Below are 25,960 nucleotides of genomic sequence, written 5' to 3' on the forward strand. Positions count from 1 at the left end.
ACCCGTCGCTCCCGCTGCTCCCGTCGCCCCCGCTGGACCCGTCGCCCCCGCTGCTCCTGTCGCCCCCGCTGGACCCGTCGCTCCCGCTGCTCCCGTCGCTCCCGTCGCTCCCGCCGGCCCAGTAGCTCCCGCTGCTCCCGTCGCCCCCGCTGCTCCCGTAGCTCCCGCTACTCCTGTCGCCCCCGCTGCTCCCGTGGCTCCCGCTGGCCCCGTCGCTCCTACTGCTCCTGTCGCTCCCGCTGCTCCCGTCGCTCCCGCTGGACCCGTCGCTCCCGCTGCTCCCGTGACTCCCGCTGGACCCGTCGCTCCCGCTGGACCCGTCGCTCCCACTGCTCCTGTCGCTCCCGCTACTCCTGTCGCTCCCGCTACTCCTGTCGCTCCCGCTGGACCCGTTGCTCCCGCTACTCCTGTCGCTCCCGCTACTCCTGTCGCTCCCGCTGGACCCGTCGCTCCCGCTGGACCCGTTGCTCCCGCTACTCCTGTCGCTCCCGCTTGACCCGTCGCTCCCGCTTGACCCGTAGCTCCCGCTGCTCCTGTCGCTCCCGCTGGCCCCGTTGCCCCCGTTGCCCCGGCTGGCCCCGTCGCTCCCGCTGCTCCCGCCGGCCCAGTAGCTCCCCCTGCTCCCGTAGCTCCTGTTACTCCCGGATCTCCCGTCACTCCCATAGCCCCCGTTGTTCCCGTTATTCCCGGGTCTCCCGTCGCTCCCGTAGCCCCTGTTGATCCCGTTGGTCCTGATGGACCGCCGGCAGGACCTGTAGGTCCAGTTGGACCCGTAGGACCTATTAATGTCGGCGCAGACAGAACATCCGCCAGTTTAGCTTGCAGAATGGCCTCCTCCAGGCTCACAGCTGCTATCGTATTTTTTATGCTTTCATTAACTAGTAAAATATCGCTGATCGTCACTGCTATTGGTGTAATACCGGGCAGAGTACCGAGTACATACTGCAGCTTTTCTCCTTCCGCGTTCAAAATATGACTTAATCCCAGCTCCTCCAAAGCGATAGAGGCTAGCAGTAAATTTATGGCATCTTCTCTGGTAATAGAGATTATAGGTGTAATATTAGGAAAATCGTCTTCGTACATCTTGAAATCCCCCGCTTTCGTCTATAAAGTCAAAGAAATACGAAAAGAGCTGACTTTTCACAAGTCAACCCCTTCATCGTATAACTGGAATTAATTTCTATACCATAGATACACCGGCACTTGCGTATCCTTCAACTGAAGTCACTAGAGTAAGTCCAGTTGCCGTACTAGAATAAACAAGTAATAATCTTGTTTGTGCTGTTACCGGAATCGATAATCCAGTTATGATACCGGAACTAATGGTCCCTAGCGAGATAGCGCCCGTTAAGGCCGGTGTAAGAGTGACTGCAGCTCCCGGTACAGCTGTGAACGAGTTATTTGGTGTCGTAGAACTATATAGTTGAGCTGTTATAGAAACCGTCGTACCGAGTAATGATAAAGCAAGAGTTGTGCTGAAATATGCAGCAATGGAAGTAATTGTTCCTCCCCTTGGCATCGAAAATGCAAAGTTTAGTAATGTACCACTTGCTCCTGTAAGATCAATAACCCCGCCCAAAATCGTGACGCCAGTTGCAGAACTTCCAAAACCAACCATACTGACAGTTCCTACTAACCCACCTGCAATAGTGGTCAATGTAACTGGAAGACCTGATGAATAAGGAATAATCGGACCAGAACCATTCAATCCCGTTGCCCCGGTGGCCCCAGCTACACCGGTTGCTCCTGCTGCACCTGTGGCTCCTGCCGCACCGGTTGCTCCTGCTGCACCTGTTGCACCAACAGCACCTGTGGCTCCCGCTGCACCCGTTGCTCCCGCTGTACCTGTTGCCCCGGTTGCTCCTGCTGCACCCGTTGCTCCGATTGCTCCTGGATCGCCCGTTGCCCCGGTGGCTCCTACTGCGCCTGTTGCCCCGGTTGCTCCTGCTGCACCCGTTGCTCCGGTTGCTCCTGGGTCACCTGTCGCCCCGGTTGCTCCTGTCGGTCCAACTGCTGGTCCACCTGTAGGACCGGTTGGACCAACAGGACCTGTAGGTCCTACAGAAATCGGTGTTTCAAGAATACTTTCCAGCTTAGATTGCAGAAGGAATTCTTTCCTCGCTACCGTATTAATCGTACTTTTTACGCTTTCATTTACTAGCAAAAGATCGCTAATCGTTGCAGGCGGTCCCGTTAAGCCCGGCAATGTTCCAAGAACATATTGGAGCTTTTCACCTTCCGCATTGAGAATATGACTTAATCCAAGCTCTTCCATCGCAATCGACGAAAGCAACAAGTTAATCGCTTGATCACGTGTTACCGAAATATTCGGTGATATATTAGGTATATTAGCTTGTGACATTGTTCAACCTCCTTTCGATAGTTATAGAATATTCTCATCGATTGGAAGTGTGTTGAATTGAATACCTATTTTTGGGAATAAAGGCGCATTTCCACGGAACCACAAAGGACCGTCCCCTAAGTCATACAATGACAAAAGGACGGCCTTTTTTTCTTTTGTATAATTAGTATGGCTCCATTATACTTACGATCGCTTAGGAGTTCGCTTTCTTTCGCGCCGGGTAAACATTAGCGGAGGTGATGCTGACTTATTGGCTTGTCTACGGTCGGACTCCTCAACAGGCAGAGGACTTAATACACCGGATTGTTCTTCCGCAACATTGTCCGGTTCGACGTAATCGAACCGTTCATTTTCATCCGGTATCGTGTTGCTCATGTTCGGGTTGCTCAGGTAATAATCCTTAAGATGGACCAACCTCTCTATACATTCCTTTTTTGATAAAAGATCGGATTGCTGGAGCAACGCAATCATTCTCAGCACGGTTTCATGAATGTCAGAGGATGGAATCGGCTCAATTTCATTTTTTTCGATATGGGAAAGATTTTGGTGTTTACGCTGCACAGCTGCATGTAAATCTAATAAGGAGGTGAACAAAGCGCAAATTTGAAATGAAAGATCATTTCTGATTTCATCCGCTTCGCCTTTCATACGATACAACAAGGCTTCTATAAGGTGAAATACCGATAAGCTTAACTGAGGGACTGCTGCTGCACATTTGTTTACGGCTTGTTCAGTAGTCGAAATGCTCATACTCCAAGTTTTCCAGTTCCATAATATTTTCTGCCTCCACTTCTTCAAGCGGCGTTGACGATTTTGTTTCAAGGAACTGCATATGCGAGATAGCGTGCAGTTTTTTTAGCATTAACCATTGCGTCATCACCATGGAATCTAGAAATTGAATAACACTATGGTTATAGATAAGAATCTCCTGCGTGGTAGGTGCAGTGGGGAAATCGAGATTTCTTCCCACAAAGGATGATGTTTTATCCGCCTCTGTTCTCATTAATTTAGCAAGTGATTCCTCTTCGGAGGCGAGAGACTGCAGCAAATGAGCGATCGCAGATGTGTAGGAAGGCACTTGCTCGAATGGTCTCAACGATTCACTCCCCTTTCGCCTGAAACTAAGCTCTATTCTTCACAATCATCTATGATATACTCGGAGAGCTCGTCTTTTTCTTCAAGCTTCATGATATCGGATAGTTTAAAGGCAAGCAGCATCTGATTGCTAATGATATTTCTCATCATTCGATCCACGCTCGAATTAATAAGAAGTGCTTCATTAATCGTTAGACAACGGTCTTTGAGGACGTGCTGCAGTTTCTCCGCTTCGGCGTTTATCATGTGAGAAAGTCCGATCTCCTCAAGTGCGATCGAGGTCAACAATAAATTAATAACTTCTTTCCGTTTTAGGATAATTTCCGGTTTAATGTCAGGAATATTAGGCATGGACATGTCTTTCAACTCCTGTATTGTAATATTTTATGAACTTTAAGGCATGCATCCGTACCTTCAATCTAGTATATGATGGTTGTCTGTTTTCATGATTTTTTTAACCTGTTTTTGGAAAAATAAAACAAAAAAAGCCCATACGGGCTTTTTTTTATATAGCTTTAATCATTTACAGAACTTCATTCGGGAAGTGATCCAAAATATTTTCCATTTTAAACTGCAGCAGCATTTCTTTCTTAATCACGTCTTGCAAGGTTTTCCTTACACTGTCATTAATGAGCAAAAGATTCGAAATGTTCGTCGTTGGCGGCGTAATCGACGGAAACAAGGTGCCGACTACATACTGTATTTTCTCTGCCTCCGCATTGACGATATGCGCTAACGCAAGCTCTTCCAATGCTATGGAGGCCAACAATAAATTGACCGTCCCACCTAACGTAAGCGATATTATCGGGGTAATATTCGGTATATTGGCTTGTGACATTTACATTCCTCCATTTCCACTTGAGCAGCTTAAGTTAGTCATATATATGCACGATAGCCCGTTTTTTCGAACTGCTAATTTCAACTTATTTATTGCCCATTTGTTCAAAATATCGTTGATTGTGGATGATCGATGGGTGTTTGGGATTATAGGAATAGGAAATATCATGGTGAAATTTAGCCTTATCCGGCCTCCCGATCCGGTCGTAGCATAAACATAACTGTACATGCGGCAGCCACGTCAATGATGAATGATCCATAAAACCCATAGACTCCTTTGGCTTCGGACACTGTGTTGCGGACTCATACCAATAAATCGCTTGAAGATAATCTTGTTCTTCGAGAAAAACAGATCCGATCCGGCAGCAGCAGTCTGCCCGAGGCATATCGTGTTCAAATGCCCTGAAGAGTGCCAAGAGCTGCTCGTCTCTCTGGGCTAAATGACTGTAACAGGTTGCCAAGTGAAGCGCAGCGGCAATCTTATCTTCCTGCCAGCCCTCCGGAGTTTGAAGAAACGCTTCATAATATACAGCTGCTTCCTGATGAAAACCATGTTCTCTGCATTCATTGGCATAATAAAATTGATCCCGTAAGCTTAAGCCTTCTCCTCTGGCCAACATGTTCCGGTATATTTGTAAATTCCGGTCTGTATGAATTTTATCTTTTCGATGTGTGACCGCAATTTCACTGTCGTACACGCTTCCGCTGGCCGCTAAATATTCATGCACAGCGCCAATCCATTGAAATTGGCACTCTCGGCGCACAAGCCGATTCCTGCGCAGACTATATGTCACATTCTGATTCTCATCAAAGCTTAGATGATAGCTCATCGTCACGCGGTCAACGAGCGGTTCCAACGTCCGAATCAATTCCAGAAAAAGCAGGCGATCTTTCTCTGTCAGCGTATCATCGGCATCCAACCATAAGATGTATTGCTGCGTAGCCTTAGAAAAAGCGAAGTTTCTGGCTGCGGCAAAATCGTCCACCCAAGCGAAATCATAAATTTTATCCGTGTACTTGGAAGCAACTGCCTTGGTCCTGTCCGTCGATCCTGTATCGACAATAATGATTTCATCCGGAATATCGCGAATGGAATGTAGACAAACAGGTAGTGCATTCTCCTCATTTTTAACGATGAGGCACACACTGATGGTAATCTTGCGATCTGCTGACTGTACCCCTTTGCAACTTTGCTTATAGGCATTAATACCGGCCAGTTCTGACTTGCGATAAATATGATAAGCCGGAAAATGAGTGTCCACATAGAGGGCAAATCCCATGGCACGTGCGCGTATGCAGAAGTGCCGGTCTTCTCCCCAAAAAGATAAATTCGGAATTTCGGCAAACCGAACCCCGGCTTTAATGGCTTTGCGGCTGATTAAGGTGCATGCGCCAAGTCCGCCAACTTCATATATACCCGGGACTCTTAATTGGCCGAAAAACTGCCAAGTCCGCTTAGCCGACTCCTCATCGGATAACGATTCCTTCCTGTCTTTGTGGTACAACGTATACTGGTCGCTAAGCCAAACTTGCGGCATTTCCATCGTATCCGGCTGCCATTTCGTCCAAAAAATATTGGAGATGATTTCTTTATTCGCTGAAACAAGATGTTCCAATGTATGCGGGTGTAAGATGAGATCCGAATCGACCAGAAATACATAATCGAATTTGCGGTCAAGGGCATATGTAAGAATAGCGTCCTTCATCCTTGCTACTTTCCAAATCGTTTCTTCCGGCCAGTAGTGAGTGAACTCATCCTTCTCATAGGTTTCAGGATGTTTCTCCTCTATATGGATGTCCGTTCTGCCGTGTTGCGATTGGAATTGACGAAGCAATAGCTGTGAAGATTCTTCTGCATTATCATCGACGAATAAATAGCTCACAACGATGTTTGTTCGTTCAAGCTCTGCCAGAGAGGTGAGAAAAGGGGCAAGTATTTCCGGGCTCTGGCGAATGGGACTTCCGATCAATATGCGCTTTTTCCGACTCAAGGTGTCTTCTCCTCCCGGCGAAGATTGGCAAAATAAGCTTTGTTGTGCAAAATACCGGGATGCGCCGGGTTGTAGACGAATGCAATCTCATTATGCAGCTCCGCTTTTTGCTTCTGTCCTGTTCGGTCATAGCATAGACAGAGCTGCAGGTGCGGCAGCCACGTCCAAGCCGCATGATCAACCATTCCGGCATAATCGGCGGGTTCGCCTAACGTAGTTGCTTTTTGAAACCAATAGATTGCCAGCTCGAGCCGATTGTCCTCCATAAAATAACTGCCCACCCGGCAGCACATCTCCGCCCTTGGCTTCCCATATAGCAAAGTTCTAAACCAAGCTTTCAGCTGCATCTGCCGGTTCGCCAGTTTACCGTAACAATCCCCCATCTTCAGGCAAGCGGCAAAACAATCCTCACGCCACCCCTGCTTCGTGGCAAGAAAACGCTCATAATACATGACAGCTTTATCATCAAGCCCATGATCTTTAAGCTCGTTTGCGTAATAGTACAAGTCTCGCGGAGAAAAAATTTCATCCTCGGACTCGCGCTGCTGATAAATCCGCAAATTACGGTCAGTATACTGCTTATCTTTCTTGTGTGTAATGGCTATGTCCGACTGCATGACGTGCCCGCTGACGATCAGCACTTCGTGAACGGGACCTTCCCAGCGAAAACCGCAGGCTCGCCGGACTAGACGGTTGCGTTTCAGACTTGTTATTACCTTGTTATCGGCGTCAAAGGCTAAGTGATACGGCATCATCACGCTGTCCACAGACGGGTCGATGGAGGATTTCAGCGCTGCAAATTTCCGCCGGTCCTCTTCCTCGAGCTCATCGTCCGCGTCCAGCCATAAAATATAGTCCATGGTCGCTTTAGAAAAAGCAAAATTTCTAGCCTCTGCAAAATGATCCTTCCAAGGCATATCGTAAATAAGCTCTGTAAAAGAGGAAGCTATTTCTTTGGTCCGATCCGTAGAGCCTGTGTCTACGATAATGATTTCATCCGCTATGTCTCTAACCGACTGCAGACAGCGGTGAAGCGACAGCTCTTCATTTTTGACAATCATACATAAACTTATCGTTATCAATGGGCTATTCCTCCCAAAGTACGAGGTTTGGATGTTCATCTAGAATAGAATCATACTGCTCTTTCCATCCATACTGGGCATTCGGATCCAGCCGCATATAGCGCTCATATTTCTCTTTCCTGTCTTCCGGCTTAGCCCAGCCATAATGCTTGATTCTGGCACGGTGGCAAACATAAGAGAAATAGTTGATTGTCGCCGGAAATCTGCCGCAGTGCTGAGGCGTCTCTCTCCAGAGATACGGAAAATGCGGCTTATACCTGATTAGGAAAGGGCGATATATATGATGGGCACTCCAATAGGCATCCTCCCGGTAGCTGGTTTCGCTCCACATATCGTACAGCCGAAAATAGATCGCATCCTGCTCACATCCCTTCAGCAAGTCGCCCACTTGATTCGCAAACTGATCTTCAAACAGTTCATCCCCATCCAAATTCAGTATCCATTCGGGGTTCGTACGCACTGTCGCTTCCCATTGCTGCTTGCGCAGCAGCACTTCATTGGCAAAGCGAGATTCCGAATTACGAATCAGATGCAGCGGGATGCCGGACAGCAGCTCTTGACAGATGTCAGAGGTATCGTCCGTACTTCCGTCATCAATAATAACCGCCTCATCAATCCAATCGCGATGTTGTAACAATGCATTTCGCAAGTAGCGGCCGCCTTCATTTTTGACAACCATCGAAAGCGTTAATTTACTCATATCGAGCGCCCCGCTACGCAAAAAATTTCATGTCCGTTCCAGCCGGCCTGAAGCCCAATCATCATCTTTATTTTCTCTTTTTCAGACAGCGATGGAATTGTGCCAGGATGGATCCGCAAATCATTTTCGAGCCGTGCCGGCTCCTCTCTGGAAAATAAAGAGATAATCTCAAGATGACTTAAAGACATCAGATGCTCAATATGTCTCTTAGCATAATGAAATAAATGGTCCTCTTCTGTAAATAACGGCGATGAAGCTCCTTGCAAAGCATTGGTAAGCGAATGCTGATTGGGCACACTGAACAAGATTCTCCCTCCCGGCGCTAAAACCGTACTTACCTGCTCCATAAAAGAAACCGGGGACGGAATATGCTCTAAAACATGCCAAAATACGATCGCATCGAACTTTTCATCCGCCTCAAAAAGATTCAATTCCCAAAGTTCATTTCTGAGATTCAGACCATAACGATCGTTCGCGTATTCGCAAGCAACGGCCGACGGCTCGAGTCCCTGCACTTGCCAACCCGCTTCCCGAGCCAACCACAGAAACTCGCCGGTCCCGGAACCAATTTCAAGCAATTTCCCTTTTTTACGAAAAAACATATCCAACAGCAAAACGCTGAAAGCAGCATGCTCTCTTAGCGTATTCACCGCATATAGATCCCTCATCGCCACCCAGTTGCTATCGTAAATATCCTTAATTAGCTGTTCTTGCTGAACTTTGTCGACCTGCTCTTGATAAATAAGCTGACAGGACTTACACATCATCAGTGTAAAATTAGCATACGAATGGAAAATCATGCTTTCATTCGCTTTACAAAGTGGGCATGACTGCACGCGATCATCCCTTCTTTCATTTATTTGTATGCAGCCGCATACTTATGGCCATAAGCCGTCAAAACCGGAGGTGTCCCTTGATGAAACGCCCGACTGTTTCACTCTGTATGATTGTGAAAGACGAAGAAGCACTGATCCAAACCTGTTTGCTCAGTGTCAAAGATTGGATCGATGAAATGATCGTCGTAGACACGGGTTCAACCGACAAGACCGTGCAGATTGCCCGCTCCATGGGGGCTGCTGTGCTTTCCTTCGAATGGAACAATCATTTTGCCGATGCCAGGAACTATGGACTCACACATGCCAAATCAGATTGGATCCTTTATCTGGATGCTGATGAGGAACTGTCCCCTCTCGGTGATTTTGATTTGCATAAGGCGCTCAAGGAGACACAAGCCTCCATACTCTCCCTTCATTTAGTTAATTATATTGGGGATTCTCCAAATGAAGACGAAGCATTTCATATAGCTCATCCCCGTTTTTTCCGCAACCACATTGGGCTGCAGTTCAAATATGCCATTCATGAAACACTGAATATCGACGATGTTTTTCCCGATCGTGACCATGCCGAAGTAATGGGAGCTATACCGCTTAAATTGTTTCACCGTGGGTATATGGAGCCAATTACGACTCAAAAAAACAAGTATTCACGCAACATGACCTTGTTGCAACAGGAAGCAAAATCACCGTCCTCTTCTTCCAATCCATGGATTGAGTATCACATAGCGAGTGAGTATTATCGAATCCGGGAGTATGAGAAAGCTTTTGAGTATGTAAATTTATCTATTATCCGATTCATACAAGGCGGCAAAATGCCTCCGTCCATGTTGTATAAACTGAAGTATGCGATCCTTTTCAACACAGGAAGCATTGACGGCGCTTGGCCCGGTATCGATAAAGCTATTGCGCTGTATCCGGATTATGTTGATCTTCATTTTTATAAAGGCGTCATCTGTTATGTGAAAGGGTGGTACGCTGCGGCTATTGACGTATTCAAGCATTGCCTAGAGCTGGGGGAGACGACAGGACTTCATCTGACCTTGCGCGGTACGGGCAGCTTTCATGCCTGGTATTATTTAGGTTTATGCTGGGAAAAAACGGGAAATAACCAAGCGGCAATAAACGCCTACGAGAAGGCTTATGAACTTTCCCCCACCTATTCAATTGCCAAAGATGCGCTTCACAGGCTTCAAGAAATCGATAAATAATGTCTTACCTGTGCAATGAGTCAAAGGAGGAGAAGGAATTTATTTACATTCGTCGAATGTAGGCTATAAGTAAGCATGAAGGAGGAAACCAATGGCTAAGCGCGTTCAACTGCTTGTGGGGACCAATAAAGGGGTTTTTATTTATTCTTCTACGATGGAAAGACGAAGTTGGTCCTTGAAGGGACCCTTTTTACCCGGGTGGGAAGCCTACAGTGTGCTTGGAGATACGCGCAACGGCAATAGGCTGTATGCCGGTACTTCGCATGCCGCCTACGGCGCTACGCTTCGTATGTCTGACAATGGCGGTGAAACATGGGATCAGATCGGGGATGGTCCGGCTTATCAGATTGAAAGCGGTTTCAAATTAAATCGGATTTGGCAGATCGTACAAGGCCATGCAACGGAACCCGATACCCTCTTCGCCGGTGTCGAAGAAGCCGGCATATTCGTAAGCCGCGACAACGGCCGTTTCTGGCAGGAATTGGATGCACTAACTAAGCACCCCACTAGGCCGGACTGGTTCCCCGGAGCGGGCGGCATGTGCTTGCATACGATACTCATTGACCCCCGGAACGCCAAACGAATGTGGGTCGGCATTTCCGCAGTAGGCGTCTTCCGTACGCTGGATGGCGGTTCAAGCTGGAGCCCCTGCAATAACGGCTTGAACCGCGTGCCGACAGGGCAACCCGATGAACGAGTCGGCTACTGCGTGCACAAAATCGTGCTCGATCCGGCAAACTCCGATATTCTCTATATGCAGGAGCATAGCGGCGTGTTTAAATCGGCGGACGGCGGTGACAGCTGGTATCCGATCGAAGAAGGCCTGACGCTGCGCGAAGGCGACATGCCCTTCGGCTTCCCGATTGCCGTAGCGCCAACAGGCGATTTGTTTGTGATCCCCTTAGAAAGCAGCGAACAGCGCTCGATGCGGGACGGCAAGCTGCTCGTCTACCGCATGGCAGCCAGTGAACAAAGCTGGAAGCCGATCGGCGATGTGCTGCCGGAGGAAGAACGCCATGTCAGTGTGCTGCGCGACGCCATGACCGTTGACAGCTTGGAACCCTATGGTCTTTATTTTGGAACTACGTCTGGCGAAGTGTACTGTTCTCTGGACCGCGGGGAAAACTGGGAGCGGCTGCCCGGCCAATTTTCACGCATCCTAACCGTCAAGACGCTTATTGGGGAGGATTAGTATGCGTATTGCCGTTACCATTCCTTCCTTATTGCGCGATTGCACAGGCGGCCGCGTCAAGTTTGAACTGGAGGCGCTTACGCTGCAAGAGGCGCTGAATCAGCTGCTGCTCAGCTATCCTCTGCTGCGCGTGCACCTCTGGACGGAAACAGGACAAGTCCGGAAGCATGTCCTGCTTTATTATAATGATACGAATATCGCGTGGCTGGATGATTTGGAGATTCCGCTGCAGGCCGGTGACCGTCTCACCGTATTCCAAGCTGTCTCGGGCGGGTAAAACGGGACCGCTGCTTCATTCCTCTAGACTTTACTATCATAAAAGTAATGCTTAGCCCGAATGCTGTCGCCCAATTCGATTATGCCGTATGAGTATCGCGGATGCCTTCTTTTATCCGTCGGCGAGCCCGGGTTAAACATGAGCATCCCCTGTATGGTTTCGTGAAAAGGGATATGAGAATGCCCGAAAATGACGATATCCGGCTGCTCGTCCCGGAACGCTTCCCTGGCTCTTTCCTGTGTCGTCTTGCGGTAGCCGTCTCCATGGATAAGGCCGATCCGAAACTTGCCGACGGTCACGATTTTTTTCAAACCAAACCGCTCGATGATTTCCTGACCGTCATTATTTCCAGCTACGGCTTCACAAGGAGCAATTTGTTCAACGAGTTCGACCACATGCTCACTCACCCAATCTCCCGCGTGAAGAATAAGCTCGACACCTTGCAAGCCGTCAACCAGCGCATCCGGCAGTTTTTTTGCGCTTGCGGATAAATGCGTATCTGAAATGACGCCAATTCGCATGAAGATCTCTCCTTTCTGTTCATACCACAAATTCGATGTTTGCCGTGCAGTTTGATACAATAAAGCTGAAGTTTACGCCAAGGGGGACAACCATGATGAAAGAGCCCATCGTCATACAAAATAAATTAAGAGAAGCTATGGGGCATCTCGAAAAAAGGTTCATGGAGCGGGAAGAGCTGATTCGAGTACTGCTCCTAGCCATTATGAGCGGCGAACATGTCCTTTTGGTCGGACCTCCCGGTTCAGCGAAATCACAGCTGGCACGCGCTGCTGCGGATCTATTTGGCAACGAGCCCTATTACGACTATTTATTGACTCGCTTCACGACACCGGATGAGCTGTTTGGACCTGTCTCCTTGCAAAAATTAAAACAGGATGAATACAGCCGTCTCACGGAAGGCTACTTACCAAGCGCCCGTTTCGCCTTTCTTGATGAAATCTTCAAAGCGAACAGCGCCATTCTTAACTCACTCCTGTCGATATTAAATGAACGTGTTTTCTTCAATGGCCGTCTGAAGCAGCCATCTCCCCTTTTATTTCTAATGGCGGCATCCAATGAGCTGCCGGAGGATAATGATCAGCTTGCTGCGCTTTACGACCGTTTTCTGTTCCGGTTTGAAGTCGAATACGTCAAACAAATTTCCAGCTTTGAGCTGATGTTTCAGGCGCCGAACACGCCGCTTCCCACCCTGCTTTCCACAGAGCTCATAAAGCAATTGAGATCACAGGCTATGGATGTACAATTGCCTGATGCTTTAATTTACATGCTCTTCCAGTTGAAAACTGCCCTTCAAGAGAAGGAATATGTGGTTTCGGACCGCCGCTGGAACAAAATCGGACACACTTGGAAAATATCAGCCGCCATTCACGGGCGCAGCGCAGCCGGCGTTTGGGATACCGTCCTTACCCCGCACATGCTCTGGGATTTCCCCGAGGATTTGTCAGAAGTTAAAGCGATCTTCGATACCTTATTTCAGGATATGCTAAAACGAGAGATGGAACAAGAGCTCCCATTACAGCAGTACAACTTGACGGTTAAAAAGTGGCTGGACAAGGAAGATGAGCTTCACGCCTTCCAATTTAAGAAAGAAATCGGCGGCTCCTTGACCAAAGACGCCGCTGAGCGTCTAAAAGGAAACTTGGAAGAGTGCCGAATAGAACTTGAGGAAACCGCACGCAGTTTGCGCGGGAGACTCGTCTCCTGGCAGGAGAAAGAAAAGAAACTGCCGGAATGGGTTGCCTCGCAGTCGATATTTCTGCAGCATCCCGAGCAGTATGCCGTTAAATTTACTCACCTTCGCATTCAGGGCGAGCGTATTTTACAATCCATACAAGGCTTATACCGCACATTGTTTGACCGTGAAGTACCGGGCATTGTATACGACTACACACTCTAAGAGGTTATCCTATGATCATACGGTGCACACGGGTTGACCGCTATGTATTTGAGGGCTATGTCCATTCTTCAAGCGTCGCACAGGAGTGGATGCGCGAAGCGGTGCGGCAAGCGCCTTGGTTTTCTATTGAATTGTTTGCCGATTTCTTCATGTGCTTTTATTTGACGAAACCCGAAATGGACGCTGCTTCGGAGGAAACGCCATTCCATCGTTGGATGGTGCTGACCTTGACCAAGCAATACTTCTATGTGTCCATTCATCCGCGTACGATCGGGCAAGTGAACGCTTCCTTCAAAACAGCGCTCAAAGCGCTGATGTGGCTGACCGAGTCCTACGAGAAAGAAGTGAAAAAAAGGCAGAAGGAACAGCAGCAGATTGGCATCGGTCTGGAGAAAAAGCAGCAAATGAGCGGCCAAGAAGACAAAAGCGTCAGCGAAAGGCTCACAGATAAGCAAATCGAGAAGCTGCGGCTCGTTGGCTACACCCTGCAGCAAGCAAAGCGCGCCGTTGAGGATAAACAGGAAGCTGCCGATTCGCGGCCGCTGGTTGCTGAAGAGATACGTGCGCTGAAAGAGCGTATCACGGAACTGCAACGCGAGATGCGTACGGAGTTCATGAAACGCGACAAGCTGAAAGCAAAGCTGCGCAAGGCGGAAGAGGAACTCGAACGCCGGAAGCGGCAGCTGGACCGCATGAGCGCGCGCGATCTTGCCGCGATGCAGGAGCTCGAGGCCGAGCTGGGCGACTGGCTCGGCCGCTCTTTGAAGGAGACGCTGTCCCTCGAAGAGGTGGACAGCTTTAACGTACACGAGCTCGTGCAGGCGAGTCAGCGGCTTGCGAACCGGCGCTGGGGCAGCGAGCTGGGGAAACTGCGCAGGCAGACGTTCGAGCACTACATGCAGTGGATCGAGAAACTGAAGCGCAGCAAGGATTTGGTCGCATTCCTGCAGGAGGTGGGCCGCAACATCCATCATCTGCGGGTGCAGCGGAAAAAGCAGCGCTCGCCTTATGTGCCGGAAGCCTACGATGATCTGCGCTACTCCGGCGACATCGCCCACTTGCTTCCCAGCGAAGCCAGTTTGCTTGCGGATATAGACTTCGAGCCTTATTTTTTGGTCAAATGGATGGAAAATAAGCTCATGACTTACAATTACACCGGCTCCTCTCCCGAGCCGCAAAAAGGTCCCGTGATCTGCATGCTCGATACATCCCACTCGATGCGCGGCAGCAAGCTGCGGCTTGCCCAGCTGTTTACCGCAACGTTCGCATCCTTTGCCCTACTTGAGCGGCGGGATTTCGTTCTGCTCCTGTTCGGCGCAAAGGGCGAGCTCGTCGAGCACATCTTGTCATATAAGCGCCCGGACTGGGATCGCTTCTATGGCCTCGCGCAGCTCGCGTTCGGCGGCGGCACAAACTTCGACGCCCCGCTGGGCCGAGGGATGGACATCGTTCAGTATGAGCCTAAGTTTCACGATGCAGACTTTGTCATGGTCACCGACGGTGTCGGCCAAATCTCCAAAGCGACTCTGCAGAAGCTCGCGACACTTGGCCAAAAGAAGCAGCTGCGGCTGCATTCCCTGATCATCGGCTCCGCCCGCCAGCATCTCGTGCAGAAATACGAAATTGTCGGCGTCTCGCATCAGGTGCGCTTTGCGACTGCCTGGGATATGCAGGATCCCGTCAAGGATGAGCTTTTGCTTGATGTGTTTGCGAAGCGGTGACCTCATTCACGAGTTGCGCTCAACACATAAACCCCCTACTCGCCGCTTTCATGGCTTGAGGGGGTTATCTATAGCAAAATAACGCCGTGAAGGAAGCATACGTCTTGTCACGCTTCGGACACAGCAGCCGTTATCTATACGAAAAGCGTCGTGTCTCTCTGCTAATGGACGCCAGAGCTCTTACTTGCTGATTTTGGGGCGATATCAATCCCCCAGTGTGCAAATAAAAGCGCTGGTGTCTGTTATATGTTCGAAGAGGTCCTTTTCCATCGAATAAGGGCTACTCTGTCCGTCAGCGAGGACAAAGCCTGTGCCCGGCCATTACGCCTGCTCGACCGGCTGAGCAAACAGCCTTCCAAAGCATTTCGTCGTTGGAACCCGACACTAATATGGAAAGGGAACTCCATTCCCTTATTTAAGCAAATCGCCGAATTTCGTGGGCCCAAGGGGAACTACAGGGTCTTATTCAACCTCCATCGTCCAAATTTGTGTCAAAATGGCGAAATAGCGGAGCCTAGTTCCCTCTTCCTCACGCAAAAGGATCTTTTTGGCCAAATAGCGGCCTGTAGTTCCCCTGTAAACATAGCAATTCTATAATATTAAATAAGGACCCCTTTCGGAGTCCACATCCACATTCACATTCACATTCGAAAATCTCAAGCCCGCATCAAATCCCTAATCGTCTTAAGTGACACACCTGTTTGATGATACACCTCCATGACCGTGGCGCGGGGATGTTGCCGGACAAAGTCCTTCACTCTGTGCGACTCGATCAAGAGCTGCTGAGAACACGATTTACAGCGCTTCCCGTAGTTTGAAATAAATACGGTTCCGCACGTTTCACAGTTGCATAGCGACATCTCTCCACACCTTCCATAACCGAACCATTGCAGGCTATTTCTATTTAGAAACAGCATTCGAAAGCTTGCCTGATCTTATGGGGGTATGCTAGGCCGACAATCCCAAGAAATTAATGATGAATCTCGATGAGATCCCCCGACTTCAGCTCGCCAGGACGTTCCACGTAGGCGACGATACCTCTTCTTTTTTGAGCCTGAATCATGAATAACTTCGTTAAACTTTTATCACCGTAATGGTTGGCAATAACATTGCCCGGTCCGGCACAAGGCTCATTTTCTCCCTCACAGACGAGTCCGCCAACGCTTGAAAGCATCATGCGGATGCCCATCGGCAGCTTAGTTAATTCAGGTACGCCGCTCACGAGAGTATTCGCCCCTAACCACTCCGATCGAATCTCTTCTACACCAAGCCGCTCTGCAATTCCTTGCAGCTCCTCTACGGAAACAATGCTAAGCTGGCGTCGGTTCATGATTTCTGTGCCCCGACACCATCTATTTCTCTCGTCACAAAGGTAGCTGCATCATCAGCGATAAACACAGCTTCTACTTTTGCAATTAAGGTCATCCTGCGATCCACCAACCTTGTCTGCCTGTTTTCACTTTCTTCTCGTCTTCCCCACCAAAGGCTTACTCAAAATCGGATTTATCAACTATTTCTCAGCTGCTTTCTCCGGCCACATCACGCCGTCTTCCCAGCCGAGCACAAAAGCTTCCCACCTGCGCGCCTCCGGGAAGACGGCAAGATCGCCAAAATATTTGGAGATCGCAACATGCTGCGTAGCATGAGCTTTCAATGCCGCTGCCTTGACGGGCCAACCTCTTTCGGTATCCACTACGATGGAAGGCTTATGGCCTTGATCACGTAATGTTCCGGATGCGGCATAATAGAGCCTGCGAACACTTGGACATTGTCCACTAAGCACGGCTGCCGTTGTCGCTTTGGAGATCGTTACATGATCTGGATGACCGTTCCCCCCATCCTCTGCGAAACTGAACACGTTCTCCAGTTCGTAACGCTGAATAAACGAGACAACACCTGCAACAAGCGCATCAAAATCAATCACAACCAGTTGGCCGTCCGGATAGCCTAAATGCTCGACATGTGAAAGGCCAAGCACTTCGGCGGCAGCTTTCATCTCTTCCTCCCGCAGTCTGGCAAGCTCCGACTTGTCTGCCGCTCTTTCCAAGCCTTGCCTCCCGGCATCGCCGCGTGTTGCAAGAAGCAGGACAGGGCTGCTGCCTTCGTCGGCAAACTGGCGAATCAAACATCCGCTCAGGAAAGTCTCATCATCCGGATGCGCATATATAAATCCATAGCGAGTTCCCATTTATCGTTTCACTCCATTTTCTATTATTTAAAATCTGCCGGCGGATATACTTTCTCAATGAGATAGATCGCCTGATCCAAGGACATTATCCGCTCATGCGGCTCCAGCCTATCCATGAAGCTCACTCGATCCGCAGCCATTTCATCATCATGGATCCCAACGACAAACCGGATACCAAGATCCTCGGCCATTTGTATCCCGGACTTCGGATTTACACTTTCCGTCCTGACGCCAATCCCGACTTGATCCAGTTCACTAATTAAGTGAATTGACTTCCTTGAATCTTTAGGAGCTAACAGGATGACTCTGACTTGTTTAAGTTGATTGACATTTTGGTTATTCTCATCTGTAATTTCATACCATCTATTCGCGTTCCCCATACCTTCACCTATTCCCTTCTCCCGAGATAAAAAAACGCGCCGGACCTATGGTCCTGCGCGAATTGCTATCCCGCAGGGAGGCCAACGCGAAATGCGTTAGCCCACCCTGATATGTTCAGGTATGTGCTAACGCCTTTGAAAATAATGAAATTGTACGAACCAAGCTGTATTCTTCATATTGATTCGACTCCTTCAACGTTATGATTATTCTGATTATAGCGGGGGCTTGTCTCCATTGCAACTTTTTTTTAGCTATCCTAAGCTAAAATGGCTTCAATATCTGCTGTGATGTCAGAAGGCTCTGTTCTTGCACTATATTGTTTGACTACATTCCCGTTAGCATCTACGAGGAATTTCACAAAATTCCATTCAATTTCACCTGTGCGATAAGCTTCTGGCGTATGCGACAACAAATATGTAAATAACGGATGCGCATCTTCACCTTTCACATCCACTTTGGCAAACATAGGGAAGGTCACCTTGTAATTCAACTCGCAGAAGCTCTGAATTTCTTCATTAGTCCCAGGCTCTTGTCCTGCAAATTGATTGCAAGGGAATCCTAACACGACCAAGCCCTTGTCCTGATACTGTTCGTACAAGCTCTGCAAACCTTTATAATGCGGTGTAAGTCCGCATGCACTTGCAGTATTTACAATCAATAACGCTTTGCCTTTGTATTCAGAAAGTGACTTCGTTTCTCCCGTAATGGTTTGAACCTCGATATCATAAATGGACATAGCGTTTGGCTCCTTCATAGGTATAATAGGTACTCTCCCATTATAGCATTGTTTCCCAGCGGCCCCAAATGTGCCTGCGTTTACGGTTTAGCTTCCCATATCCTGACAGGTGTGGTATATTGTTTACCTGTTTATTCGCAAAATAGACAACATCTGATCTTAGGAGGTAACTGATCTTGGACACAAAGACTCAAAGTGCCTATCAAGAAGAGCTGCAACGGCTTGAAGAAACCAATATCGAAATTGATAAACAACTCGCAAGGCTGCGAGCAACTCCTGTTTATTATGGCCCTGATTTAACCGAACAGGCGCTGGAGGTTGCCCGTGAAAACGGCAGACACAACTTGGCCAAAGCCGTTGACGAGCCTTATTTTGGCCGCCTCGATTTCCAAGAAACAGGCACTGCATCTTCCATGCCGCTTTACATAGGCAAATCAGGCGTAGAAGACGAACGTACCGGACAACTGCTGGTCATTGACTGGCGCGCACCGGTAGCGAGCCTTTTCTACTCGTTCACCGGCGGACTTGATGCCGCTTCCTATGACTCGCCGGACGGTCTCATCGAAGGACTCGTCTACTTAAAGCGAAATCTCGTAGTGCGCAAGCAAATCCTCCAACGCGTCGTAGATACTTATGATCGCAATGAAGATTCCCTGGCCGTTGGCGACGAATTCTTACTGTACCGGTTAGGCGAAAATAAAGATAACAAGCTGCGTGATATCGTCTCCACGATCCAAGCGGAACAAGATCGAATTATCCGCGCAGCCAAAAATACCGCCCTCATTATCCAAGGGGTAGCCGGCAGCGGTAAAACAACCGTAGCCCTGCACCGCCTCGCTTTCCTGTTGTATCAATACCGTGAACAAGTCCGCGCCGAGCGGATGATTATTTTTGCTCCGAACTCGATGTTCCTCGACTATATTTCCGGCGTGCTTCCTGAATTGGGCGTAGGCAATATTCAACAAAGCACCTTTACGGATTGGGCGCTGGACGTGCTCGATCATGAGGTCAAGCTGGCCGATCAAGCTCTAACGCTGCAAACCTGGTTCTCTCTTGGCAGCAAAAGACCTCCGGTGGACGATAACGCTCCGGGTCGATTTAAAGGGTCCGTCGCTTACAAGACCTACTTGGATGACTGCTTGACGAAGTTCGAAACGTCCTATGTCCCTTCGGCGGATTATATCCCCTGGGAGGGTGCTAAGCTGCCGCTGGCAACCATTCGCGAATGGTTCTTCGTCGAGAACAAGCATTACCCGCTTGTCAAACGCCGCGAACGCGTCGTAGCCCGGATCAAGCGCTGGACGGAGATGCAGCTCGATAAAATCTGGGAGCAAACCCGAAAGAAAGAACTCAAAAAGAAATCCTCGCAGAAGCTGCGGACCTATTTGACCGGTTGGCCTGAGCATTCAGCATTCAGCTTTTACAAAATGCTGTACACAGAAAACGGCCGCCCGGACAGTTTGCCTGCAGAGTTGTTAAACCAACTCCCTGAACAGTTGGTCAATGCGTCGCTGAAGCTTTTCAAGAAAAAAGAAGTGCAGCTTGAAGATCTTGCTCCGCTCCTTTATATTCATACGCGTCTAAACGGAATATCATCGGATCAATTGTTTGACCATGTCGTCATTGACGAAGCTCAAGACTTTTCACCTTTCCAGGTAGCTGTTCTCGATAGCTATACGCGCAACAGCTCTTTTACAATACTAGGCGATTTATCGCAAGGGATTCATGCCTATCAAGGCATCAAGGACTGGAAGGAATTTTCCGGTCTGTTTCAAGAAGACCAAAGAGGCTACTTTGAGCTGGAACGAAGCTACCGTTCCACGATGGAGATCATTCAGTTTGCCAATTCGGTGCTGAAACGCGGCGTCGAGAACCCGCTCCTTGCAGTCCCCGTGTTTCGAAGCGGCAACAAAGTCCGGGTCTTGCAAACGGATCTCAAAGGCAGACTGCCTTTGCTGCAACGCGCTATCGCAACCTTACAGCAAGGGACCTCTCGCACCATCGCCGTTGTCGCGCGCACGGAGAAGCAAGCCGAAGAGCTGCATGACGCTTTAACTTCGGCCGGAATCGAAACGAATCTCATCACGTCCAAACAGCGTGTGTACCGCGGCGGAATATCGGTCGTGCCCGTCTATTTGACGAAAGGATTGGAGTTCGATGCCGTCCTGCTGATGGATGTTACCTCCGGACATTATGAAGCCTCACTCATCGATGCCAAACTGCTTTATGTGGGCTGTACGCGCGCACTTCATGAATTGTGGCTGATGGCCGCTGGCGAATTGTCGCCTCTCGTCTCAACGGATGAACCGGAAATCGTCACAACCGCTTTTCCTGAATAAAATAGACACCTGATCCTTCCTTGGCCAGTAGCCTTGGAATCCGATCAGGTGTCTTCTTTGTTAATAGGCGATCAGTACGCCGCCTTCTCCGGCATATGTGCCAATGACCGTGCCCATGTTGGCAAATAACACATTGCGGAACGGATGTTTCTCGAGCAGCTGGTTCAGAACCTCACGCGCTCTTTCCTCGCAATTGCTGTGTGCGACCGCAATCACATCTTTTTCGTAATCGTGGACGGCCTCGCCCACTTTGGCAATCATCCTCTTCAACGCTTGCTGGGTGCCGCGGATTTTTTCCAACACTTCAATTGAACCTTCTTCACTTGCTTTCATGACCAGCTTGATGTTCAGAATGGAAGCGACGGCACCGCGAACCCGGTCAAGCCGGCCGCCTTTGATCACATTTTCTAACGTATCCAAGAAAAAAAGCGTCCCTGAAGAAACAACCGATTGTCGGATTGCTTCTACTAATTGCTCAAAAGGAACATGTCTTTCAGCCATTTTGGCAGCCTTGTATACAAGAACACCAAGGCCTAAGGAAGCCGTTTTCGAATCGATGACTTCAATGCGGCCTGTATAACCTTCCTCTATCAACAAGTCTTTGGCCATGAGTGCATGATGATACGTGCTGCTAAGAGCAGATGACAGACAAATCACAAGAATATCCTGATTTACCTCAGCTTTCTTATGATAATCGGCGAGAAAATGCTGCGGTGAAGGGCTGGACGTCTTAGGCAGAACACTTTCCGTTTTCATTCTCGCATAAAAATCACAAAGTTCCATGTGAGGTGGCATGCACTCCTCTCCGAAATGAACGGACAATGGCACAATGGTAATCCCGAGCTCATCTACAATCATTGTGGGGAGGTCGCAGCTGCTGTCAGTGATAATCTTGATTGTCGTCATGTTGTGTGTACACTCATTTCCTATTTTTTGGCGAAAACGATTCCAACCGTTCGCGGTCCGCAGTGACTGGAAACCACGCAGCCCGTTTCGGTCATATAGACTTGCTTTACATTCGTTTGATGTTCAATCTGCCTTTTCACATAAGCCGCTTCTTCGGCTGCCAATGCATGAGTGACAAACAGAAACTCTGTGTCCATGTCGTCTTTTTGGGCTAGCGCATTATCCAAGAGCTGCTGGAGCGCTTTTTCCCTCTTCCCTCGTACTTTGTCCGTCAATGTCATAGCCCCGTTAATCACTTTCACAACAGGCCTAATTTTCAACAGACTCCCAATGAAGTGCTGCACGCTCGAACATCTGCCGCCTTTATGCAAATACTCCAAGGTGTCGATGATAAACTCAACTTCAATACGGGAACGAAGCGACTCGATCATGATTTTGATTTCCGCGCTGCTTTTGCCGTCTTGAGCCGCTTGCGCTGCTTTCAGCACTAGCAAACCAATTCCAGTTGATAGATTCCTAGAATCTATCAGGGTAATTCTATCATCGGGAAAATTCGCTGCCGCTATGGCTGCATTTTGAATCGTCGAAGACAATTCAGACGAAAGCCCGATGTAAACGATATCATCTCCGGACTGAATGACACCCTCAAACGCACGCTCGAAATCTATGGGAGAAGGCGCAGCCGTTTTGGGCAGCTTACCCGTTTGCTCAACAAGCTCAAAAAGCCGGTCAGACTTAACGGATACGCCGTCTTTCAACGATTGGTCCTCAAAAACAACGTAAAGCGGTACGATTTCAATTTGATATTGTTGAACGAGTTCATTGCTTAAATCACATGTGCTGTCTGTAAAAATACGCACCCGGCACATTGCTGTCTACCACCTTATCTTCATGTTCTAGCAAAACTTTCTATTAATGAAAACCACATCAAATCTATGGATTGTTGTGTGTTCAGTATAAAGGATATAGAGGGAAAGCTCAATTAATGATAAATAAGAACCCTTAGATCGTCATTCCGCCATTCACGAACAACGAATTTCACCTGCTACGTGGTTTAAATGAAGGTAAAAACATATTCTCAACGTCTAATCTGTTAGGTAGTATGTTATTCAACAAGGAAAGAAGGGATTTCCATGGAATATTCCATCCAAGAAGAAAAAGCAAATGCCATCAGCCACGGGATTGGCGTACTGTTGAGCGTCGCAGCGCTTGTCCTGCTTGTCATTCAAGCTTGTCTGCATGGCGATGCGTGGCATATTGTGAGCTTCAGTGTGTTTGGCGCGGCTCTCGTCACCCTGTATACCTGCTCTACCCTGCTGCACAGTGTCACACATCCGCGTTTGAAAGATGTTTTCGAGATTCTCGACCATTCCGCCATTTATCTCTTAATTGCCGGCACGTATACGCCCTATTTGCTTGTGACGCTGCGCGGTCCTTTGGGATGGACATTCTTTGGCGTTATTTGGGGGCTTGCACTTATCGGGATTGTGCTCAAACTATTTTTTGTGAAACGATTCATCATCATTTCAACGCTTTGTTATATCTTGATGGGCTGGCTCATTGTCCTTGCCTTTAAGCCCCTATACGCGAACCTGCCCTATGGAGGCATCGTTTGGCTTGTGGCAGGCGGACTGCTGTACACGTTCGGTTCGATCTTCTATGTATGGAGGCGCATCCCTTTTCACCATGCCATTTGGCATATTTTCGTGCTCGCCGGTAGCGCCTGTCATTTCATTTCCATCTTCGGATATGTCATCATGTCATAGCTGCTTGAGCAACCGCTCAAGGTGCTGCAGCGAAATGGCACTTTCAATCTGACGCGCAAGCTCGTCATAGCCATCCTCATTAGGATGAATGGAGTCCTCGGAAATGTAACGGGTATCCTGCCCCACAAAAGCATCATACACTTGCACGATGTGAATATGCGCCTGCTCCAATTTACGTAAAAACAGATTAAAACGCTGCACCCAGTAAGCCGATTCCGGCACCTGCGGTAAAGGATTATACAATCCGATCAGAGCAATTAAGAACGGGGTATCAATGCCTTGCCGCAGCGTTTCTATTTGTGTCATTATTTTTTTGTAGTTCGCTTCGTAGGTTTGAAGAGCGGTTTTTAAATATGCAGCATCATTTTCATAAAAGAAAGGAATTGCCGCTTGAATAAGATCATTACCGCCAGCCGTAATCGTAATGATATCCGCCGCCTGGATATCCTTCTGAATTTGCGGATCGGACTCAAGCGTTTGGAGCAATTCGCTTGTCGTGGCGCCATTCGTACCCGCTTGAATGAATTGAACGGGAACGTTCAGCAGTTGCTCTACCTTCCGCCGAAAACTGTACACGAATCCGCGACCGTCCGGCGCTCCGAAACCAACAGTAAGCGAATCTCCAAATGCCAAATAGGTGATCGTCTTATCCATGCTATCCTCTCCCTAAAGCTGACGTAGGATAGTATATGCATAAGCGCCCAGTTTGGGAAGGGACATTCTCCTCCGCTGCGAGGCAAGTTTTTTATACGTTTACATGCTCTTGAACAAAATTTTCGATTTGCGCTTTTTCTGCATACGTGAATTGAAATTCGCAATCGCAGCCCTCGTCATGAAGCACAATTTGAACAATTTCCCCTTGCAGATTACATATCACAAGAACGGATGGATCGATGAGATCCTCCGGAAACGCCTCCCCGGCCTGAAGATGCATCCTCAAATAAATGTCGCGCCATTGTCCGCGTACTTCAGATTCTATAAAGGTTAGTGTAAATCGGTGCTCAACGTGCTCGGCTCCGTATTTCATCATCTGACAATTCCCCCATTACTTTATTTTCTCAGTAAAATAATCGCTAACCGTATGAGCTTTCGTTCAATCATTGTAACCCAGCGCGACTTAAAGTGGTAGTTTGGCCGCCTTTATACTACAATAAAAGAAGTACCATGATAAAGGAGCCTTCCGACTTATGAAATCCATCATTACACAAACTATTGACAGCAATGCGAATAGATTCAAATCAATTTCCAGCTTTATCGGAGCGAACCCTGAGCTGGGACACGAAGAATTTCAGGCTTGCTCACGTTTAACGGAGGAACTGGAATTCCACGGTTTCCAAGTTGAACGCGGCGTGTTGGATATTCCAACCGCATTTATCGCGACATTCGATTCCGGCAAAGCTGGACCTGTCGTTGGCTTTTTAGCTGAATATGACGCCTTACCAGATCTAGGCCATGCCTGCGGACATCACTTGATCTGTATGATGAGCATTGGCGCAGCCATTGGGCTTAAATCCGTCATAGCTGAAACCGGCGGCAGTATACGTGTCTATGGGACTCCGGCTGAGGAAACCAAGGGCGCCAAAGTGCCGATGGCCGAAGCAGGACTCTTCCGCGACGTGGATATCGCCCTAATGGCACATCCCTACTACACCTACGAAAAATCAGGTGAATCCCTCGCTATGGATGCGATTCAGTATGAATTTTTCGGCCGCTCCGCTCATGCTGCTGCGCAGCCATATGAAGGCATTAATGCGCTGGACGCCGTGCTACAGCTGTTCAATTCCATTAACGCGCTGCGCCAGCAAATCAGATCGGACGCCCGTATCCACGGCATTATTAACGAAGGCGGCAAGGCACCGAACATTATCCCGGACTACGCTGTCGCTCAGTTTTACGTCCGTTCCGCTACGCGAACGTATACCGATGAGCTCGTTCAGAAAGTGCTCCGCTGCGCGGAGGGCGCTGCCTTGCAAACAGGCTGCACACTCAAAACGTCATTCTATGAGTATTCGTACGACGAACTGCGAACCAATGAGACATTGTCCCAGGTTTTCTCAGATCAGCTGAGCGAGATGGGCATCGATCCTGAAGACATTGAAATCGGCAAGGATCACGGCTCGCTCGATTTGGGCAACGTTTCGATCCAATGTCCGACGATACATCCCTTCGTCAAAGTTGTAGGCGAGAAACACATGCTGCACACCAAGGAGTTTCGCGATCTTGCCCAGCAGGAACCTGCGCTGGACGCGATGATTTTCACGGCCAAAGCACTTGCTTTCACCGCTTATGAAGTACTAAGCAGCCCGGAGCTGCTGCAGAAAATCAAAGCGGAGTTTGCTGCGTCGATGAAATAAACGAGAACAAGGGGTTGTCCCTTCAGGACTTGAAAGTCCTATGGGACAGCCCCTTGTTTACTCTTTGACAG

General features: G+C 48.7%; 27 protein-coding genes. 8 read left to right on the forward strand and 19 right to left on the reverse strand.

Annotation, left to right across the window (positions count from 1 at the left end; all coding sequences use genetic code 11):
* The 10 genes from GC097_RS02815 to GC097_RS02860 form a co-directional block, all read right to left on the reverse strand.
* Positions 1-1,083, reverse strand: a 1,083-nt coding sequence (locus GC097_RS02815; protein WP_171681838.1) for an alpha-helical endospore appendage domain-containing protein, incomplete at its 3' end; no start/stop codon positions are given.
* A 97-nt stretch (positions 1,084-1,180) separates the two neighbouring features.
* Positions 1,181-2,362, reverse strand: a complete 1,182-nt coding sequence (locus tag GC097_RS02820; RefSeq protein WP_171681839.1) for an exosporium glycoprotein BclB-related protein — start codon at positions 2,360-2,362, stop codon at positions 1,181-1,183.
* A 183-nt stretch (positions 2,363-2,545) separates the two neighbouring features.
* Complete coding sequence (locus tag GC097_RS02825) at positions 2,546-3,112, reverse strand: hypothetical protein (RefSeq protein WP_171681840.1); 567 nt, start codon at positions 3,110-3,112, stop codon at positions 2,546-2,548.
* A complete protein-coding gene (locus GC097_RS02830) occupies positions 3,093-3,458 on the reverse strand; it encodes an alpha-helical endospore appendage domain-containing protein (RefSeq protein WP_171681841.1) in 366 nt (121 codons plus the stop codon). Before GC097_RS02830 ends, GC097_RS02825 begins: the two co-directional genes overlap by 20 nt.
* A 32-nt stretch (positions 3,459-3,490) precedes the next feature.
* Positions 3,491-3,814, reverse strand: coding sequence for an alpha-helical endospore appendage domain-containing protein (locus GC097_RS02835; RefSeq protein ID WP_171681842.1), 324 nt, complete (start codon positions 3,812-3,814; stop codon positions 3,491-3,493).
* A 166-nt stretch (positions 3,815-3,980) separates the two neighbouring features.
* The gene (locus tag GC097_RS02840; protein WP_171681843.1) at positions 3,981-4,295 is read right to left on the reverse strand and encodes an alpha-helical endospore appendage domain-containing protein; all 315 of its coding nucleotides are present in this window, start codon (positions 4,293-4,295) and stop codon (positions 3,981-3,983) included.
* A gap of 85 nt (positions 4,296-4,380) precedes the next feature.
* Positions 4,381-6,285, reverse strand: coding sequence for a glycosyltransferase (locus GC097_RS02845; protein ID WP_246293911.1), 1,905 nt, complete (start codon positions 6,283-6,285; stop codon positions 4,381-4,383).
* The gene (locus GC097_RS02850; protein ID WP_171681844.1) at positions 6,282-7,367 is read right to left on the reverse strand and encodes a tetratricopeptide repeat-containing glycosyltransferase family 2 protein; all 1,086 of its coding nucleotides are present in this window, start codon (positions 7,365-7,367) and stop codon (positions 6,282-6,284) included. Before GC097_RS02850 ends, GC097_RS02845 begins: the two co-directional genes overlap by 4 nt.
* Positions 7,368-7,371: 4 nt before the next feature.
* The gene (locus tag GC097_RS02855) at positions 7,372-8,067 is read right to left on the reverse strand and encodes a glycosyltransferase (RefSeq protein WP_171681845.1); all 696 of its coding nucleotides are present in this window, start codon (positions 8,065-8,067) and stop codon (positions 7,372-7,374) included.
* Entirely contained in the window at positions 8,064-8,867 is an 804-nt protein-coding gene (locus GC097_RS02860) for a class I SAM-dependent methyltransferase (protein WP_171681846.1), read from the reverse strand. The genes GC097_RS02855 and GC097_RS02860 overlap by 4 nt, the downstream gene beginning before the upstream one ends.
* A 116-nt stretch (positions 8,868-8,983) precedes the next feature.
* Here GC097_RS02860 and GC097_RS02865 point away from each other — a divergent pair, with 116 nt between their 5' ends.
* The 3 genes from GC097_RS02865 (at position 8,984) to GC097_RS02875 (ending at position 11,580) form a co-directional block, all read left to right on the forward strand.
* A complete protein-coding gene (locus GC097_RS02865; RefSeq protein WP_246293912.1) occupies positions 8,984-10,111 on the forward strand; it encodes a glycosyltransferase in 1,128 nt (375 codons plus the stop codon).
* A gap of 91 nt (positions 10,112-10,202) precedes the next feature.
* Positions 10,203-11,303 (forward strand): WD40/YVTN/BNR-like repeat-containing protein, encoded by a 1,101-nt coding sequence (locus GC097_RS02870; protein WP_171681847.1) that lies wholly within the window; start codon positions 10,203-10,205, stop codon positions 11,301-11,303.
* A gap of 1 nt (position 11,304) precedes the next feature.
* Positions 11,305-11,580 (forward strand): MoaD/ThiS family protein, encoded by a 276-nt coding sequence (locus GC097_RS02875; RefSeq protein ID WP_171681848.1) that lies wholly within the window; start codon positions 11,305-11,307, stop codon positions 11,578-11,580.
* A gap of 23 nt (positions 11,581-11,603) precedes the next feature.
* On the opposite strand, the gene GC097_RS02880 is transcribed toward GC097_RS02875, so the two are convergent.
* Entirely contained in the window at positions 11,604-12,101 is a 498-nt protein-coding gene (locus GC097_RS02880) for a metallophosphoesterase family protein (RefSeq protein ID WP_171681849.1), read from the reverse strand.
* A gap of 95 nt (positions 12,102-12,196) precedes the next feature.
* On the opposite strand from GC097_RS02880, the gene GC097_RS02885 reads away from it, so the two are divergent.
* Positions 12,197-13,498, forward strand: a complete 1,302-nt coding sequence (locus tag GC097_RS02885; RefSeq protein ID WP_171682227.1) for an AAA family ATPase — start codon at positions 12,197-12,199, stop codon at positions 13,496-13,498.
* A gap of 11 nt (positions 13,499-13,509) precedes the next feature.
* Positions 13,510-15,219 carry a vWA domain-containing protein gene (locus GC097_RS02890; RefSeq protein WP_171681850.1) on the forward strand — a complete coding sequence of 570 codons (1,710 nt, stop codon included), beginning with the start codon at positions 13,510-13,512 and terminating at the stop codon, positions 15,217-15,219.
* 970 nt (positions 15,220-16,189) lie between these two features.
* Here the strand turns inward: GC097_RS02890 and GC097_RS02895 are convergent.
* The 4 genes from GC097_RS02895 to GC097_RS02910 form a co-directional block, all read right to left on the reverse strand.
* Positions 16,190-16,549 (reverse strand): MOSC domain-containing protein, encoded by a 360-nt coding sequence (locus tag GC097_RS02895; protein ID WP_246293915.1) that lies wholly within the window; start codon positions 16,547-16,549, stop codon positions 16,190-16,192.
* Positions 16,550-16,729: 180 nt separating this feature from the next.
* The gene (locus GC097_RS02900) at positions 16,730-17,407 is read right to left on the reverse strand and encodes a PIG-L deacetylase family protein (RefSeq protein WP_171681851.1); all 678 of its coding nucleotides are present in this window, start codon (positions 17,405-17,407) and stop codon (positions 16,730-16,732) included.
* A gap of 23 nt (positions 17,408-17,430) precedes the next feature.
* Complete coding sequence (locus GC097_RS02905; RefSeq protein WP_171681852.1) at positions 17,431-17,787, reverse strand: hypothetical protein; 357 nt, start codon at positions 17,785-17,787, stop codon at positions 17,431-17,433.
* Between the two features lie 257 nt (positions 17,788-18,044).
* On the reverse strand, positions 18,045-18,524 hold the full coding sequence (locus GC097_RS02910; protein ID WP_171681853.1) for a glutathione peroxidase: 480 nt from the start codon (positions 18,522-18,524) through the stop codon (positions 18,045-18,047).
* Between the two features lie 176 nt (positions 18,525-18,700).
* On the opposite strand from GC097_RS02910, the gene GC097_RS02915 reads away from it, so the two are divergent.
* Positions 18,701-20,863 carry a HelD family protein gene (locus GC097_RS02915; RefSeq protein WP_171681855.1) on the forward strand — a complete coding sequence of 721 codons (2,163 nt, stop codon included), beginning with the start codon at positions 18,701-18,703 and terminating at the stop codon, positions 20,861-20,863.
* 60 nt (positions 20,864-20,923) lie between these two features.
* Here the strand turns inward: GC097_RS02915 and GC097_RS02920 are convergent, their stop codons facing one another.
* Both GC097_RS02920 and GC097_RS02925 read right to left on the reverse strand, forming a co-directional pair.
* Positions 20,924-21,769, reverse strand: coding sequence for a DegV family protein (locus GC097_RS02920; RefSeq protein ID WP_171681856.1), 846 nt, complete (start codon positions 21,767-21,769; stop codon positions 20,924-20,926).
* Between the two features lie 20 nt (positions 21,770-21,789).
* A complete protein-coding gene (locus tag GC097_RS02925; protein WP_171681858.1) occupies positions 21,790-22,638 on the reverse strand; it encodes a DegV family protein in 849 nt (282 codons plus the stop codon).
* A 264-nt stretch (positions 22,639-22,902) separates the two neighbouring features.
* Between GC097_RS02925 and trhA the strand changes: the two genes are divergently transcribed.
* The gene (trhA, locus tag GC097_RS02930) at positions 22,903-23,535 is read left to right on the forward strand and encodes a PAQR family membrane homeostasis protein TrhA (protein ID WP_171681860.1); all 633 of its coding nucleotides are present in this window, start codon (positions 22,903-22,905) and stop codon (positions 23,533-23,535) included.
* On the opposite strand, the gene GC097_RS02935 is transcribed toward trhA, so the two are convergent.
* Both GC097_RS02935 and GC097_RS02940 read right to left on the reverse strand, forming a co-directional pair.
* Positions 23,530-24,189, reverse strand: a complete 660-nt coding sequence (locus GC097_RS02935) for a GDSL-type esterase/lipase family protein (protein ID WP_171681861.1) — start codon at positions 24,187-24,189, stop codon at positions 23,530-23,532. The genes trhA and GC097_RS02935 overlap by 6 nt on opposite strands.
* 91 nt (positions 24,190-24,280) lie before the next feature.
* A complete protein-coding gene (locus GC097_RS02940) occupies positions 24,281-24,565 on the reverse strand; it encodes a hypothetical protein (protein WP_171681862.1) in 285 nt (94 codons plus the stop codon).
* Between the two features lie 157 nt (positions 24,566-24,722).
* Here GC097_RS02940 and GC097_RS02945 point away from each other — a divergent pair, with 157 nt between their 5' ends.
* The gene (locus tag GC097_RS02945) at positions 24,723-25,889 is read left to right on the forward strand and encodes a M20 family metallopeptidase (RefSeq protein WP_171681864.1); all 1,167 of its coding nucleotides are present in this window, start codon (positions 24,723-24,725) and stop codon (positions 25,887-25,889) included.
* Positions 25,890-25,960: the final 71 nt, after the last annotated feature.

It is taken from the genome of Paenibacillus planticolens (assembly GCF_013141725.1).
Lineage (GTDB): Bacteria > Bacillota > Bacilli > Paenibacillales > NBRC-103111 > Paenibacillus_E > Paenibacillus_E planticolens.